Raw genomic sequence first — 16,545 nt, 5'->3', positions numbered from 1 at the left:
ATAAGATTTTAAATAAATTGCAGTCCTACATTATTGTAGGACTTTTTTTATGCCTGATACGGATACCTTTAACGAGCCAATCAATACTTTTATCAATTTTCTGAAATTTGAAAAAAGGTTTTCCCAACATACAATATTGGCTTATACTACCGATTTAAAAGATTTTAGCCTGTTTTTACTGCGTGTATTTGATGGAGTAGCTTTTACTGAACTGAATTATCAGCATATAAGGAGCTGGTTGGCAGATCTCAAAGAAAATAAACTTACCTCACGAAGTATTAACCGGAAGATCTCTACGCTTAAATCTTTTTTTAAATATCATCTTAAACACGGGAATATAAAAGCCAACCCTATGGCTAAAATTGTTACTCCCAAGACGAGTAGACGCCTGCCAGTATTTATTAAGGAAAATGATGTTGCAATATTAAAGGAAAGGGTTAGCGCTGCCACAGAAGACTGGAAAACCCTGAATGAGAAAATGCTGATGACACTTTTTTATGCCACTGGTATGCGTTTAAGCGAGCTGATTAACCTTAAGGAAAGTCAGGTTGATTTTAGCAGGCAACAACTGAAAGTTTTGGGTAAGGGTAATAAAGAACGCAGCATTCCGCTTACCAAAAATGTATTACAAGATATCCGGGAATATATAGCGCTCAAAAGAAAGGAGTTTGAGCAACCGTCAGCGGAATTGATGGTTACGGAAAAGGGTAAAAAGATGTACGCTAAATATGCCTATCTCCTGGTTAAAAAGCTACTTTCTGAAGTTGCAACGCTGGATAAAAAAAGTCCGCATGTGCTACGGCACACGTTTGCTACCCATATGGTTAATAATGGAGCTGAGCTGAATGCGGTTAAAGAATTACTGGGGCATTCCAGCCTGGCGGCTACCCAGGTTTACACGCATAATACCATCGAAAAGCTGAAAGAGGTATATAAAAATGCTCACCCCAAAGCTTGAAATTTATATAAAAACTTTAGCAAATATTTTTTTGAGAATCGATGTTGTTTTTAGTAACTTTAGTTTATAGCTAAAGCAGTTCTTTGAAAAGAATTTATTTCGATTATTCACTCTTAAATATATGAACTATGAATGTAAACATTCAAACGGTTAATTTCAATGCCGATCAGAAACTTATTGAATTAGTGAGCCGAAAAATGGAGAAGTTAAATACGTTTCATGATCGCATTATTGAGTCGGATGTTTTTTTAAAACTGGATAACGTGGTGCATAACATTAAAGACAAAATTGTAGAGATAAAAGTACATGTGCCGCGTCATAGTTTCTTTGTTAAATCAACCAGTAAGTCCTTTGAAGAGTCATTTGAAGCCGCTTTTGATTCTTTGGTAAACCAGGTTAAAAGACGAAAAGAAAAAATGATTGCTTAAATAAAATACTGAAAGCCCGTCGTTTAAAGCGACGGGCTTTTTTAATGCTTTTTTCGGCGGGTTATTTATTAAAATGTTAGCTGGTTCTTACCCTGCCCTTTTCCGAGTCGGAGCCTCCAGACTGGCGTATGTTAAGCGTTTTGCCTTTGTTAAACCTGTACGCAAAGCTTATGGTGAATACACGGCTATCCAGCTTGCTGAGCCAGTTGGCTTTTGAGTTGGCAATATTCCTGATATCCCCGCCTGGTTGATTGGTATAAAAAGCGTCTGATAAATTCAATCGTACTGTACCATTTCCTTTCAGCACCTTTTGCGAAAGACCGGTGCGCACCTGCCATACCGGTATAGTTAAGAATTGTCCCGACAATATTCTTGTTTGATAAGAGCCGGCTAATTCGGCACTTAAATTTTTAGTTATCGTAAACTGGTTGGTTGGCCCCACATACCAATACCACCTTTTTTCATCCAGTGTCTGGCCATATAGTATCGACTCAAACCCTACGTTTTTAAATTCAGTATATACCTGTAAGGTCCACCATTTATAAGGTTGCAGGTTGCCGTTTATGGTAAGGCCGAAAACCGTTTGCTGACCATAGTTGCCGGGCCTGCTATAATAAACGGTGCCTTTTTGTTCGTTGGTTTCCTGTATCAGGTTTTTAATAATACTGTATTCGAGTGATGTGGTGATCTTGTTTTTATAAGTATGTGATAGTTCCAGGTTGTAAGAATAGGTGGGAACCAGAAAAGGATTGCCGCCATAATAAGTAAACCGGTCTATAGGGTAGGTGAAGGGATTCAGGTCCTGGTAATCCGGCCTGTCAATTCTTCTGCCTAAAGAGAAGCCGAACTGGTGTTTTTGAGCACTATCGGGACGATAAGCCAGGTAAAGGGTAGGGAACAGTCCGGTATAGTTTCTGGTAAAGCCGGAATCTGCGATCAACGGATTGCCTAACTGGTGCCCGTCAATCCTGGTATTTTCGAGCCGCATACCCAATTGCAGGGATAGCTTGGTCCAGTCCCTGGAGTAGTTGAAGTATCCGGCGTTAATATTTTCCTTATACTTAAAACGATTGGAAAACTCATAATTGGGGGTACTTATTCCATTCACCACATCAAAAAAGGAAGCTGTGTTATCGGTATTAACGAAGCTGCTTTTAACGCCTAATTCTATCTTGCCTGTTTTTTCCAAAGGATGAATATAATCTAACTTGGCTGTTTGTATTTTGATAGTAGCCGGCAATGTAGATTCCAGCACGGACTGATCAGTTAGTGAATGATCAGGTGTAAAGCTGCTATTGATGAGGCTTTGTATTTGGTTAGCACGGTAGGTAATATAATCAGCATTGGCGGTTAATTCTTTTCCTTTTTCGTCTATTTTATAACTGTAGTTTAGATTAGCGCTCCCGTTTGTCCATTTTCTGTCAGATTCACTTATTGCATTGATCAGGGCTGTAGGGGTATTATTCGCATTCAATACCTGGGCATTGTTGAGTATGCCTGATTTGAAGGGATTGATAAATCCCGATAGTACAGCACCAATAGTAGACTTTTTAGTCATGTAATAGTCTACGCCCACCCTGGCGTTCTGACCTGTTGATTTTCTTTTTATATAAGAGTTTTGAGAGAAGCCTGAATTGTAAGTTCCATCAGGTTTGTAGTAATACCTGTTGATAGTCAGGTCCTGGTAGTTATTGTTCTGATTCCAGCTAAGATTGCTAAAGAGGTTAAATTTGTTAACGCGATAGTTGAAATTAAAGCTGTTGTTAGAGCGTAAATATTTTCCCTGGCCATAGCTAAGGTTGATACCGGCGTTTAGTCCTCTTACTGTATTCTTTTTTAGCTTGATGTTGATGATACCTGCATTACCCGCTGCATCATAGCCTGCCGGAGGGGTAGTCATCAGTTCTATGGCATCGATAGAGCCGGAGGGCAGCGAACGTAAATAATTAGCCAGATCGCCTGCAGCCATATAGGTAGGCTTATTATCGATGAATACTACCACCCCCGATTTACCTTTCATTGAAATGTTACCATCGATATCAACCAGCACCCCGGGCGCTTTTTCAAGTACATCCAGCGAGGTAGTGCCGGCATTGCTGATCAATGCGTCCGGATTGACAACTACGCGATCAATTTTCCTTTGTATGAATGGCCTGACGGCCGACACTTTTACGGATTCCAGTTCGTTTATTTTTGGTGTCATTTGAATGGGGGGAAGGCTGATCTCCTGGCTAGGATTGCTGATATCAATAAGTTTACTATAATAGGATTGATAACCGATATGGGTTATATACAGGAAGTAATTCCCGGTTTTTAACTGGTTAAATTCATATTTACCGGCAGAGTCGGGAATGGTTGTTTTAACTAACTGGGAGTCTTTTGCTGTTACCAGGTTTAATACAGGCAGCTCACCTGTTGTTAGCCCTTCCAGCTTTCCTTTCAGGGAACCTTGCTGGGCTAAAAGCATATAATTGCTGCAAACTATTGTAATGATCAGTAACAGGCGTTTGTTAAACAGTCGATGGATATGCATGATGATTCTGGTGTTGTGAATTTATTATTTTAAACAGGCTGGTATACCCGCTATTTTGGTTTCACTAAAAATAGGGTGGCTTATCTGATCTGTATTGTTAAAAGGGATGAGTGGTAAAATACTTCCTTGACAGTTGACGCATTTTTGTATAGAAGATTTTCGATGTGTGTTTTTATTAAATTGTCGCTTTAAAGGAATTATGAAATTTACCGGCTGCTTTAACACCTGACAATTTCAGCAGCTGGCAGGGATATTTACGAAAGATATAAACCCGGCCTGATTTTGCGCCGGGGTTATGAGCAAAGGCTGTTACGGGAAATGGTTAATATACGACCTTGTTTTTGCGATGTAAATAAAGTTCGGGATATTGTGCGGCGTAACCTGTATGTAGGATTTAACCTGGGCTTTTGTTTTACCCGGTTAGATACGGTTACTGCAAGCCCTAATTATTCTTAAAAAGGTTGATTAACAATCATTTTCTAAGGTAAGAGAAGGAAAAAGACGCGACTTAATAAATTTTTATAAAAATATTGTTTGGGTATTTTGAGGTTTGGAAAATTCCCCCTACTTTTGCCTTCCAAATTTTGAGGGTGCTATTAATTGTATAGCTACAGAATAGCGGAAAATCTGAAAAATTTAGTTCTTTATTTAAAAGCCGAAGTAGCTCAGTTGGTAGAGCAGCTGATTTGTAATCAGCAGGTCGCGGGTTCGACTCCCTTCTTCGGCTCTTTTCTTAGTTGACAAGTTGATTTGTTGATAAGTTGAAAAGGATTTCCTTGTTAACTTTTAAACCTTTGGACTTTAAACTTAACCGGGTAGTTGGCCGAGTGGTTAAAGGCGACAGACTGTAAATCTGTTCTCTCACGAGTACGGAGGTTCGAATCCTTCACTGCCCACATTTAGTTCTTTGAATTTTGATTGCTTATATTTAAGCTTCAAAATTAATCAGCGGGAGTAGCTCATTTGGTAGAGCGGTAGCCTTCCAAGCTTCAGGTGGCCGGTTCGAGCCCGGTCTCCCGCTCTTTGTAAATGACAGAGATGAGATGACGGATGACAGCGATGGAATGAAAACTGTCAGCCTACAACAGTCAGCTGTCAGCTTAGACAAACGCTGTTGTAGCTCAGGGGTAGAGCACTTCCTTGGTAAGGAAGAGGTCGAGAGTTCAATTCTCTTCAACAGCTCCAACTGTGTACAGTAGTACAAACATGCGACACAACAAGGCTTTTAGTAAATTTGCTGTATCGTACAAGAATATAAAAACAACTTTAAAAACAGATAACAATGTCAAAAGAGACCTTTAAGAGGGAGAAACCCCACGTAAACATTGGTACTATTGGTCACGTTGACCATGGTAAAACAACTTTGACTGCAGCTATTACTGAAGTTCTTGCGAAAAAAGGTTTAGCTACTGCAAAGAAATATGACGATATCGATGGTGCACCTGAGGAAAAAGAAAGGGGTATCACAATTAATACTGCTCACGTAGAATATCAAACTGACAGCCGTCACTACGCACACGTTGACTGCCCAGGTCACGCTGACTACGTAAAAAATATGATCACAGGTGCTGCTCAGATGGATGGCGCTATCCTTGTAGTTGCTGCTACTGACGGTCCTATGCCTCAAACTAAAGAACACATCCTTTTGGCTGCACAGGTAGGTGTACCTAAAATGGTGGTTTTCTTAAATAAAGTTGATTTGGTTGACGATCCTGAACTTTTAGATTTAGTTGAAATGGAAGTTCGTGATGAGTTAAGCAAACGTGGTTTTGATGGTGATAACACTCCAATCATTAAAGGTTCTGCAACCGGCGCATTAGCTGGTGACGAAAAATGGATTGGCGCTATCACTGAGTTGATGGATGCAGTTGATACTTATATTCCTCTTCCTCCTCGTCCGGTTGATCTGCCAATGCTGATGTCTGTAGAAGATGTATTCTCTATTACAGGTCGTGGTACAGTTGCTACAGGTCGTATTGAAAGAGGTAAAATCAAAACCGGTGATCCAGTTGAGATCGTAGGTTTGATGGAAAAACCTTTAACATCTACTGTAACAGGTGTTGAAATGTTCCGCAAAATATTAGACGAAGGTGAAGCTGGTGATAACGCAGGTTTATTATTACGTGGTATTGAGAAAACTCAAATCCGTCGTGGTATGGTAATTTGTAAGCCAGGTTCTATCACTCCTCACACTGAGTTCAAAGGCGAAGTTTACGTATTGAGCAAAGATGAGGGTGGTCGTCACACTCCATTCTTCCAAAAATACCGTCCTCAGTTCTACTTCCGTACAACTGACGTAACCGGAGAGTGTTCTTTACCAGAAGGTACAGAAATGGTTATGCCTGGTGATAACACTACCTTAACTGTAAAATTAATCACTCCAATCGCGATGGAAAAAGGTTTGAAATTTGCGATTCGTGAAGGTGGTCGTACAGTAGGTGCTGGTCAGGTAACTGAGATCATCAAGTAAGAATTAATTTCTTTGAAATACTAAACATTAGCTAATTAGCAGTTCGCTAATTAGCTAATTAGTTTACGGGCATCGTCCAATGGTAGGATACCGGTCTCCAAAACCGTTGATCTGGGTTCGAATCCTAGTGCCCGTGCAATCATTTGTTGTTTGATGTTTAAAGTTTAAAGTTAGATAAATGGCATAGCCAAGCTTTAAACCTTGAATCTTAAACTTTAAACTTTATAGATGAACAAATTTGGCAATTATTTAAAGAATAGCTATAAAGAATTAGCTGAAAAAGTAACCTGGCCCGATTGGGCTCAGTTACAGCAATCTACTATGATTGTATTGGTTGCTACTATTCTCATTACGCTTTTAGTTTGGATTATGGACTTTTTAGCGGGTGGCGGCCTTAACTTCTTGTACAAAATATTATACAGCTAAGAAATGGTAGAGAATATTGTTGATAATAATGCCGCAGAAGCTGCTCCACAACAGGATACCAAATGGTACGTGTTGCGTGTGGTGAGCGGTAAAGAGCGCAAGGTTAAGGAGTATCTGGATAAGGAAATTTCTCGCAGCCCATTCGAAAAAGTAGTTAAACAGGTGTTCCTGCCTGTTGAAAAAGTATACAAGGTGCAGAATGGGAAGAAGGTAATGCGCGAAAGAAACTACTACCCAGGTTATGTGATGATTGAAGTGCAGGATGGTAAGATGAGCGATGATTTACGTGATTTGGTAGTTGGAACGAATAGTGTTATTCATTTTTTAGGAAAGGATAACCCGATCTCATTACGTAAGGCTGAAGTGAATAAGATGCTGGGCCGTATGGATGAAATGAATGAAGCGGGTGGCGTTAGTATGGTTGAGCCTTACATCGTGGGAGAAACTATTAAGATAGTAGAAGGACCATTTAACGACTTTAATGGTATTATTGAAGAGGTAAATGATGAGAAGAAGAAATTGAAAGTTATAGTTAAGATATTCGGGCGTTCAACACCGGTAGAGTTAAACTATATGCAGGTAGAAAAGATTATTTAATCTGTTTTATAAAAGTTTGTTTAAGCCGTTTCGTAAGAAACGGCTTTTTTATTAAAGTCCATTAATCGGAAGCTTCAGTTGGCTTTGGATTTCAATGGTCTGTGGCTATTGGCTTTTTTTTAAGAATTAGCGGCCAACCTCTTTGGCATAATTTTTTGTCTATTAGGTGTTAGATCATTATTACCAGACAAAATTATTTTTTATGAAAAAGTTCAGTATTGTATTAATAGCAGCAATATTATTCACCTTCTTCATCACGTCTTGCACCAGCAGGAAAAAAGATGCTGAGGCCGGTGCTGCACAGGTACAGGATACTCTTGGATTAGCTGAGTATCAAAAATGGAAAATGGAAAGTGAAATACGTGAAAAAATTGAAGCAGAAAAAGAACTGGAGAACAACGCCGCAGCAGCAGCTGCTGCTACACGAAAATCTTCCGCTTCAAGTAGTTCGAGATCAGGAAACAGAGTGTATAGAAGTAGTGGCGGCAGCAGCAGCGGAAGCAGCAACTCATCAGGTTCAGGCACTGCGTCTGCCCCGGCCCCCGCTCCTCAAAGGAAGGGAATGAGTCATACTGCTAAAGGAGCTATCGTAGGCGCGGCTTCAGGTGCGGTGATCGGAGCGGTGGCTAACAAAAAGAACCGGTTAGGTGGGGGTGTTGTAGGTGGTGTTATAGGAGCAGCAACCGGCGCGGGTGTGGGTGCTATCGTAGATAAGAAAGAAAGGCAGAGGAATGGTTATTAGTATGCATTAGGGCAAAGCGGTTTTGGGCCGCTTTTGTCATATATATTCCTTATTTTTAACTACCTCCGGTGAATGTAAGTCATCACCGGAACCAAACTTAAACAAATGAAAAAACTATTACTGGCAGCTGCAGTAGCTTCGATAGCTGTTGCATGTAACAATGAAGCTAATCAAACTGAAGCGAATGACACCGTTGCAATTACTCCTGTTGATACATTACCGGTAGCAGAAACCTTCTCGGATTATAAAGAAGGCGATGTCATTAGAAAAGACGGTCAGTTGGTTGTATACACCAATGGTGCCTGGGTTGCAGTTGAAAAAGACCTGGTATTGGACAATGGAGTTACCGTTAAAAAGAACGGTGAAATTGTTGACCAGAACGGCAGAACCATCGTCCTGGAAGACGGCGAAAGGGTAACTAAAACAGGTTTGTTTTTCAACAGGGCGGGTGCAGCAGTAGAAGATGCATGGGACGCTACGAAAAGGGGTGTGACGAACGCAGCCGAAGCTACAGGTAATGCTGTAGAAAAAGGTTATGATGCTACTAAAAAAGGAGTAGAAAAGGCTACCGATGCTACCAAAGAAACAGCGGAAGATGTAGGTCAGGCAATAAAGAAAGGAGCCCGTAAAGTGGGTGATAAAGCGAACGAAGTAAAAGAAGATCTTAAAAAATAGTCAAGTATTTTTTGGTTATGTTTTGATAAAGGTGAAGCCTCGCGCTCACCTTTTTTTATTGGGTTATTTTACCGCATTAGCCTTTTGAAACTCCTTGAATTTATCACTAACATAAGTGATCATTTCAGCCCTGTCACGTTGCCGGCAGAATTCGTAAGAGGGCCTGTACCGGTTCATAAATGTCTCAAGCGCTCCGTCTTTAAGGCCTGTTAAAGAGCCTACCCAGCCTGGAGAAAATACATAGTCGATATAAGCATCTTCTTCCTGTTTTAGTAACCGCGCCTTCAGTCTCTTATTGGCTTTACGCTCCTTTGAAAATATACTGGACGGACTTAATACAATGCCTGCTCCGGCAGAGGGCGTATGACCACCTGTTATTCCCAATGGTTTTTCATAGGCATAGCTATATTCCTGCCGTCGACGGATAGAGTCTCTGCGATAATCAGCCATAACTGTCACCCCGCTTAAAAATGCAGCTCTTTCAATGAGCGCAGCATCATACCCGGATATAAAAAACTGTTCCTGAACCCGGACTGTATCGCTGATATAGCCATTGAAAGAAAAGACCAGGCTGTCATTTTCATTAGCCCTTATAATATAATAACCGCTATTGTCGGCTGATACAGATGAGCTACGGCTAATATTAGTTACAGTAGCGTGGGGCAGGGGGGATATCGTATCGTAAGTAAAATTATTCACTCTTCCTTTTACTGTTTTTTGTGCGGCAAGCGGTAGCATGGCCATTAGCAGGCAAAATGTAAGTATATAGCGGGTAATCATATATAAATGTAAGGGTTATGTATATGCAGGTAACCTGGTCCTCCAATAATTGTTTGTTAAAGGCTTATTCCTCTGCGCGGTTAGAAAAACTATATAACAGGTAAAACAAGGAGGGTAATATTAAAACACTTCCCGCAAGCAATGCTATGCCCAGCGCCCTGATGGTCTTTTCTGCTCCCTGCTGTGCCAATAAAGATAGTCCCTCCGTATTTTTCAGGTTGACTAATACGGGGTAATGCTCGTAGGTGATAGCAACCAGTAACAGAGATACCTGGGCGCCGGCAATTACCCTGATCAGTTTGGTTTGCCTGGTAAATAAAGAGGCCCACATCCATACCAGGGATATGATAGCTAATATTACGCAAATGATACTTACAGGATTTCCAAAAAGCCAGTGTTCCAGCGGGATATCTTCTACCCGGGCTGCTATAAATACTAGTGCTGCGGCTGCCAGGGCCGCAATGCTCATATGTTTTGATTTAGTAACAAAACGTTTTGTATCCTCTTCAGATCTTGTTTCGCCAATTATAAATATAGCTGCCAGGAAACCACAGATGGTGACGGTAAAAATTCCAACGGCAACGGGAAATGGCGCCAGCCAGCTGAAAATATAGGCATCTAAAAAATTAGCAGCGCCGGGATCTATCCTGCCCGATACAGCGCTACCCGCAATGATGCCTAAGAACAGCGGAGTGATGATACTGGAGTACATAAAGGTTTTGGAATACACTACCTGCATTTTATCTTTTACAGCGTCGTAGTTCCTGAAAGTAAAAGCTGTGCCCCTGGCAATAATGCCCAGCAGCATGATGGTTAAAGGAATATGGAGATAGACCGACATGGTGGTATAAATGACCGGGAACCCCACAAAAAGTATTACAATAGCAATAATCAGCCACATATGATTGGCTTCCCAAATAGGTCCTATGGCTCTGTACATTACTTTACGGGTACTGTCTTTACTTTTCGATGTGGAGAGAAACTCCAGCACACCGGCGCCAAAATCAGCTCCACCCATTAATACGTACAGTAAAACTGAAGCCCATAAATATGCCATTACTACGTAAATCATAAAATCCTTTAATGGTTATCGGGTAATGATTGGTTTGCGGGAGTATCGTATAAAGCACCCACCATTTTTACCTGCCGGTACAGCAATATCATTACAATAATGCTCAGGGAAAGATAAACTGCAGTGAAAATATAAAACGAATAGATAATGCCCGGCATGGGAGTAACCGCATCAGCCGTGCGCATAAAGCCATACATGATCCACGGTTGTCTTCCTACCTCAGTCACCATCCACCCGGCTTCCACAGCAATAAATCCTGCCGGGATAGCGAGTACAAACATCTTTAACAGCCATCTTTTTTGAAGCCAGTTTTTCTTTCTCCATAAAATGAACAGATACAGAAGGGCGATGAGCATCATTGCCACACCCAGCATTACCATGACCTGGAAAGAGTAATGTACTATTGCAACGGGAGGCCGTTCATCTTTGGGGATTTTATCCAGGCCTGTTACTTCAGTATTAAAATCGCCATGGGCCAGGAAACTTAAGGCTCCCGGTATTTTTAATGCATATTTTACGGTTTCGGTTTTTTCATCCGGAACACCGCCTATGATCAATGCTGCTTTTTCTTCTGTTTTAAAATGAGCTTCCATGGCAGCCAGTTTTGCAGGTTGTCTTTTCGCTACATCCTTGGCTGAAAAATCTCCGCTCAATGGTTGCAGAATGGCGCTGACTGCAGCAAATACGGCCGCAATCCGAAATGCTTTTGTATGAAACTGTGTATTCTTTCCTTTTAGTATCATCAGGGCATGCACACCGGCTACAGCGAAGCTGGTGGCTACGGTAGCCGCCAACACCATATGTATAGATTGAGAAAGCCAGGCATCGTTAAACATGGCAGCTATAGGATCGGCGTTGATATATTGTCCGTTTACGTATTCAAATCCTGTTGGACTATTCATCCACGCGTTGGCTGCCACCACAAGTATGCCCGAAGCCAAGCCGCTTAGCCCTACCACCACACCGGTAAACCAATGAAACCACCTGTTAAAGCGATTCCATCCATATAAATAAAAACCTAATGCAATGGCTTCGATAAAGAAGGCCGTTCCTTCCAAAGAAAAAGGCATGCCGAAGATAGGGCCTGCATGTTTCATAAACTCCGGCCATAATAAGCCCAGCTCAAAAGACAAAACAGTGCCGGAAACTGCACCTGTTGCAAAAAATATGGCAACACCCCGGCTCCAGGCCCTGGTTACATTCTGATAGGTAGTGTCACCTGTTTTTAACCACTTGTAATGAGACACTGCCATAAAGAAAGGCATGATCATCCCGATACATGCAAAAATGATGTGAAAGCCAAGAGAAAGCGCCATTTGCGAACGAGCCGCCAGAAAATCATCCATAGTAAGCATGGATTTAGACAAGAATAAGTTATCGGCTGCAAAGGTACGGCAGATCCGTTGTAATTGTTATTACAATATAACGGACAGGTGTTTTGTGATCCGGTATTTTGGTTAAGGACAGTGGGAAAGAAGATAAGTTTTATCTCCTTGTTTATCTTTTTTTTCTACTACATCAAGCGCGGTATAGTGGCCACCTGTGTTTTGTTTTAGTAATGCTATCCCCGCTTTATACTTTTTAAGCAAAAATGCCAGTGCCGCTTCATGCGTCGCGTGGTTCCAGGATCTTAATTCATTGAACTCGTCTACCAATTGCGGGGGAAATGTGGGCTGATAAATAACAGCGGCACCATCAGACTGAATTTGTTTAATGCCTGCTCTTCGGGCGTAAGAGATATTAAAGCTTAGCGCTTCTTTTTTATTAAGTAGCACCAGGGCGTATTCGGTGCCCATAGGAGTTATAATATATCTGATATAGCTGGTGTCAGTTGTGATCTGATCAATAAATCCATACAGGTCGCCGGTGGATGGTGGTTGCTCATTGGTGTGGATATGTATGTCTGCCAATCGATTATTAATAGCAGGGATATAACCATTATTGATATTGCCTGTGCCTGTCAGAGAATGGATCACTTGCCCGGTTGAATCTTTCCCGAAAGAAACCACATGCTCTTTAAAATCGATGGCCTGTGCTTTCCTGATGGAGGCAACAGCATTATCATAACTGGCCGTTTGTGCAAGCAGGGTAGCTGCCCGGGCAGCCCTGGCGGACAAAACACAGAAAAGAGTATCAGTGGTGTCGTGAGCTGTGGGATACGTCCCGGAACTGCAGTAATTCCTGCATTGCCCGAAAAAAGGAAAAAGAAATAGTAACAGCAGGGCTCTCATAAGACATTAGTCGTTTATTCACAGATGCGTCAGTAAATAGATTTCCATAAAAAAAGTCCCTTCGGAGTGAAGGGACTTTGCAATTTTATTCTGCGCCTTTGCCATGGCATTGCTTGAATTTTTTTCCGCTACCGCAAGGGCAGGGGTCATTACGTCCTATTTTAGGCCCAACGCGCACAGGCTCTTGTTTTACAGGCGGTGCCGACGGATCGAAATAATCATTTTCATTAGCGGCATAATCATCGCCAGCTGCATCGATCTCATCTTTATTAGCGCTTAATTTACTTAAGTCTGTTTTCTCCTGGCGACCTTCTTTTATCTCATTGCTTTCCTGCTGATCCGGTAAATTAGCCTGTGTAAGGAAGGATATAATATCCTTGTTCAAAGTAGTGGTCATGTTGTTAAACAACTGGAAGGCTTCTACTTTGTAAATTACCAATGGATCTTTTTGCTCCAGGTAGGCTGTTTGTACGCTTTGCTTCAGATCGTCCATTGCACGCAGATGCTCTTTCCATGCATCATCTATCACCGCCAGGGTAATAGATTTTTCCATGTTAGCCACAAGTGCCTGTCCGTTGGTTTCAACCGTTTTATCTAAAGGTGCGAGAACGTTGATGCCTTTGCGGCCATCTGTAAATGGTACCACCACGTTTTCGATATGAGGGCCTTGCGTTGCCCGAATATTCTTAAATACGGGTATTGCTTTCTGGCCAATCGCTTCTGTATGCCGGTTGTAACGTTGTGTAGCTTCTTCGTATAATTTATCAATCAGTTTGTTTTCCGAAGTAGCGTTAAACTCATCAGCGGTGATAGCGGTATCCATACCAAAGTTTACAATACATGCCAGCTTAAACCCTTCGTAATCGTCCTGCTCTTTAAAAGAATTAACCACGCTTTCTGCTACTATTGAGAAGGCGCTGTCAATATCCAGTGAAAGGCGCTCTCCAAACAAAGCATGATTTCTTTTTTCGTAAACAGCATTTCTCTGTTTGTTCATCACATCATCATACTCCAGCAATCTCTTACGGATACCAAAGTTATTTTCTTCCACTTTCTTCTGCGCACGCTGAATAGAGTTGCTGATCATACTGTGCTGAATGACATCGCCTTCTTTGTAACCAAGTTTGTCCATCATGCCCGCAATACGGTCACTACCAAACATACGCATCAGGTCATCCTCAAGCGATACATAAAACTGCGAACTACCCGGGTCTCCCTGGCGACCGGCACGACCACGAAGCTGTCTGTCAACGCGGCGGCTTTCGTGCCGCTCTGTACCAATAATGGCTAAACCGCCTGCTTCTTTTACACCTGGGCCCAGTTTGATATCGGTACCCCGACCCGCCATGTTGGTGGCAATGGTTACTGCGCCTGCCAATCCTGCTTCAGCAACAACGCTGGCTTCACGGGCATGTTGTTTGGCGTTTAATACATTGTGCGGGATTTTCTTTTGTTGCAGCATGCGCCCCAAGAGCTCACTTATCTCAACAGAAGTAGTACCTACCAGTACCGGGCGACCCGCGTTTCTCAATACTTCAATTTCATCGATTACGGCCTTGTATTTCTCACGCTTGGTTTTATAAACCAGATCCTGTTTGTCATCTCTAATGATAGGAACATTGGTAGGAATGTTTACTACATCCAGTTTATAAATACTCCAAAGCTCTGCAGCTTCTGTTTCGGCAGTACCCGTCATACCACCTAGTTTGTGATACATACGGAAAAAGTTTTGAAGCGTAACCGTTGCATAAGTTTGCGTAGCCGCCTCAATTTTCACATTCTCCTTGGCTTCCAGTGCCTGGTGTAAGCCATCGCTGTAACGGCGGCCATCCATAATACGGCCTGTTTGTTCGTCTACAATTTTGATAGCCCCGTCAATTACCACATACTCTACATCTTTTTCAAACAGGGCATAGGCTTTCAGTAATTGTTGTACCGAGTGGATACGGTCAGCTTTCTGTGAATAATCATTAAGAATATGTTCCTTCTGTCTTAATTTTTCTTCGGCCGGTACATCACTTTTTTCTATGTCAGCAAGGCTTACGCTGATGTCCGGGAGCACAAAAAAATCGGGATCTTCTCCTGAGCGGGTAATAGTTCCCAGGCCTTTCTCGGTGAGATCTACCGATTTGTTTTTCTCATCGATTCTGAACAATAATTCTGAATCAATGATATGCATATTACGCTCCTGATCCTGCAGGTAGTAATTTTCTGCTTTTTGAAGTTTTACTTTGATGCCGGGTTCACTTAAGAACTTAATAAGCGGATTGTACTTAGGTAAGCCCCTGAACGCACGGAACAAATGAAGCCCTCCTGTTTTGGGATCATCTTCACCTTTTTCAATTAACTTCTTCGCCTCATTTAAAGCGTTTCTTACGATACGCTCCTGCTCAATAAATAATTGCTGTACACGTGGTTTATGAATATGATATTGCTGGTCGTCTGCTTTGTCAACAGGCCCGCTTATGATCAATGGTGTACGTGCATCATCAATTAAAACACTATCTACCTCATCTACCATGGCATAATGGTGCTTACGCTGTACCATTTCATCGGCGGTATGCACCATGTTGTCACGCAGGTAATCGAAACCAAACTCGTTATTGGTACCATATGTGATATCTGCGAGGTATGCATTTCTCCGGGCTGCGGTATTAGGCTGGTGCTTATCAATACAATCTACTCTCAGACCGAGCCATTCGAAAATAGGGCCGTTCCATTCCTGGTCCCGACGTGCCAGGTAATCGTTCACCGTTACAATATGTACACCTTCCCCGGCCAGGGCATTCAGGTAGGCGGGCAGGGTAGATACCAGCGTTTTACCTTCACCTGTAGCCATCTCGGCAATTTTACCGCTATGTAAAACAGCGCCCCCTATTAACTGTACATCGTAATGTACCATGTTCCAGTTTACGGTGTTGCCGGCTGCAGTCCAGCTGTTATTAAATATGGCATTATCGCCATCAATAGTAATGTACTCGCTCTTTACGCTTAATTCACGATCAAGATCAGTAGCTTTGGCTACCACTTTTTCATTTTCTTTAAACCTTCGCGCTGTTTCCTTCATTACTGCAAAGGCCTCCGGCATTATTTCCTCAAGTACCGCTTCGATTTCTTTATCCCGATTTTTTTTGAGGTCGTCTACCTGTTTGTATATATTATCCTTTTCCTGTAATGCTTCGTGAGACAATGCTTCTGCACTGGCATTCAGGGTATTGATTTCTTCGTCAATTTTATTGAGACGTTCCTTAATTCTTTGTCTGAACTCCTGCGTTTTATAACGAAGCTCATCATTGCTTAAAGACTGGTACTGACTAAAAAAGCTGTTTACTTTTTCAATAACCGGCTGAAGTTTTTTAGTGTCTTTCTCTGACTTACTGCCCCCGAAAATTTTTGATAGGAAACCAAACATGATAATATATTAATAATTAAAATCTTTTAAAGAAATATTCTTGTCAAAAACAATGCTTGTATTAAACATACAGACAATTTGACAGGGCTGCAAAGATACGAAAATTGCCCGGCATACAGAGGCCAGGCCATCTTAACTACTTTTATGATAAGCGATTGTCATTTGCCAATTGAATCATGCGCCGGCAGATATTCCCGGTAGTTTAAGGAAATTTTAAGCAA

The 16,545-nt window shown here is 41.8% G+C and carries 13 protein-coding genes and 5 tRNA genes; 12 read left to right on the top strand and 6 right to left on the bottom strand.

Annotated elements, in window-relative coordinates; translation table 11 throughout:
- The first annotated feature begins 49 nt into the window (after positions 1-49).
- Together U0035_RS07420 and U0035_RS07415 are read left to right on the top strand one after the other, a co-directional pair.
- A complete protein-coding gene (locus tag U0035_RS07420; protein WP_114789366.1) occupies positions 50-958 on the top strand; it encodes a tyrosine-type recombinase/integrase in 909 nt (302 codons plus the stop codon).
- A gap of 128 nt (positions 959-1,086) precedes the next feature.
- Positions 1,087-1,386, top strand: a complete 300-nt coding sequence (locus U0035_RS07415) for an HPF/RaiA family ribosome-associated protein (protein ID WP_114789365.1) — start codon at positions 1,087-1,089, stop codon at positions 1,384-1,386.
- Between the two features lie 76 nt (positions 1,387-1,462).
- Here U0035_RS07415 and U0035_RS07410 read toward each other — a convergent pair whose 3' ends face one another.
- A complete protein-coding gene (locus U0035_RS07410) occupies positions 1,463-3,919 on the bottom strand; it encodes a TonB-dependent receptor (protein WP_114789364.1) in 2,457 nt (818 codons plus the stop codon).
- Between the two features lie 654 nt (positions 3,920-4,573).
- On the opposite strand from U0035_RS07410, the gene U0035_RS07405 reads away from it, so the two are divergent.
- From U0035_RS07405 to U0035_RS07360, 10 genes are all read left to right on the top strand, one after another.
- Positions 4,574-4,646: transfer RNA gene (locus U0035_RS07405), tRNA-Thr, on the top strand.
- Positions 4,647-4,732: 86 nt separating this feature from the next.
- Positions 4,733-4,815, top strand: a tRNA-Tyr gene (locus U0035_RS07400).
- 52 nt (positions 4,816-4,867) lie between these two features.
- Positions 4,868-4,940 (top strand) — tRNA-Gly (locus U0035_RS07395).
- A gap of 89 nt (positions 4,941-5,029) precedes the next feature.
- A tRNA-Thr gene (locus U0035_RS07390) sits at positions 5,030-5,104 on the top strand.
- Between the two features lie 97 nt (positions 5,105-5,201).
- On the top strand, positions 5,202-6,389 hold the full coding sequence (gene tuf / locus U0035_RS07385) for an elongation factor Tu (RefSeq protein ID WP_114789363.1): 1,188 nt from the start codon (positions 5,202-5,204) through the stop codon (positions 6,387-6,389).
- Positions 6,390-6,454: 65 nt separating this feature from the next.
- Positions 6,455-6,525 (top strand) — tRNA-Trp (locus U0035_RS07380).
- Positions 6,526-6,617: 92 nt separating this feature from the next.
- Positions 6,618-6,815: a preprotein translocase subunit SecE gene (secE, locus tag U0035_RS07375; protein ID WP_114789362.1), complete on the top strand. Its 198-nt coding sequence runs from the start codon at positions 6,618-6,620 to the stop codon at positions 6,813-6,815.
- A gap of 3 nt (positions 6,816-6,818) precedes the next feature.
- Complete coding sequence (gene nusG, locus U0035_RS07370; RefSeq protein ID WP_114789361.1) at positions 6,819-7,412, top strand: transcription termination/antitermination protein NusG; 594 nt, start codon at positions 6,819-6,821, stop codon at positions 7,410-7,412.
- Positions 7,413-7,614: 202 nt separating this feature from the next.
- Positions 7,615-8,154: a YMGG-like glycine zipper-containing protein gene (locus U0035_RS07365; protein WP_114789360.1), complete on the top strand. Its 540-nt coding sequence runs from the start codon at positions 7,615-7,617 to the stop codon at positions 8,152-8,154.
- Between the two features lie 105 nt (positions 8,155-8,259).
- Positions 8,260-8,829 (top strand): DUF6799 domain-containing protein, encoded by a 570-nt coding sequence (locus U0035_RS07360; RefSeq protein ID WP_114789359.1) that lies wholly within the window; start codon positions 8,260-8,262, stop codon positions 8,827-8,829.
- Positions 8,830-8,892: 63 nt separating this feature from the next.
- On the opposite strand, the gene U0035_RS07355 is transcribed toward U0035_RS07360, so the two are convergent.
- The 5 genes from U0035_RS07355 to secA form a co-directional block, all read right to left on the bottom strand.
- Positions 8,893-9,609 (bottom strand): peptidase associated/transthyretin-like domain-containing protein, encoded by a 717-nt coding sequence (locus U0035_RS07355; RefSeq protein WP_114789358.1) that lies wholly within the window; start codon positions 9,607-9,609, stop codon positions 8,893-8,895.
- Positions 9,610-9,673: 64 nt separating this feature from the next.
- The gene (locus U0035_RS07350; RefSeq protein WP_114789357.1) at positions 9,674-10,681 is read right to left on the bottom strand and encodes a cytochrome d ubiquinol oxidase subunit II; all 1,008 of its coding nucleotides are present in this window, start codon (positions 10,679-10,681) and stop codon (positions 9,674-9,676) included.
- Positions 10,682-10,689: 8 nt separating this feature from the next.
- The gene (locus U0035_RS07345) at positions 10,690-12,027 is read right to left on the bottom strand and encodes a cytochrome ubiquinol oxidase subunit I (protein ID WP_114789356.1); all 1,338 of its coding nucleotides are present in this window, start codon (positions 12,025-12,027) and stop codon (positions 10,690-10,692) included.
- Positions 12,028-12,138: 111 nt separating this feature from the next.
- Entirely contained in the window at positions 12,139-12,912 is a 774-nt protein-coding gene (locus tag U0035_RS07340) for a hypothetical protein (protein WP_114789355.1), read from the bottom strand.
- A gap of 85 nt (positions 12,913-12,997) precedes the next feature.
- On the bottom strand, positions 12,998-16,324 hold the full coding sequence (gene secA, locus U0035_RS07335) for a preprotein translocase subunit SecA (RefSeq protein WP_114789354.1): 3,327 nt from the start codon (positions 16,322-16,324) through the stop codon (positions 12,998-13,000).
- Positions 16,325-16,545 lie beyond the last annotated feature (221 nt).

Origin of the sequence: Niabella yanshanensis, from assembly GCF_034424215.1 — a bacterium.
In the GTDB taxonomy this organism is placed as follows: domain Bacteria; phylum Bacteroidota; class Bacteroidia; order Chitinophagales; family Chitinophagaceae; genus Niabella; species Niabella yanshanensis.
This window is presented reverse-complemented; position numbering and strand designations above follow the sequence as displayed.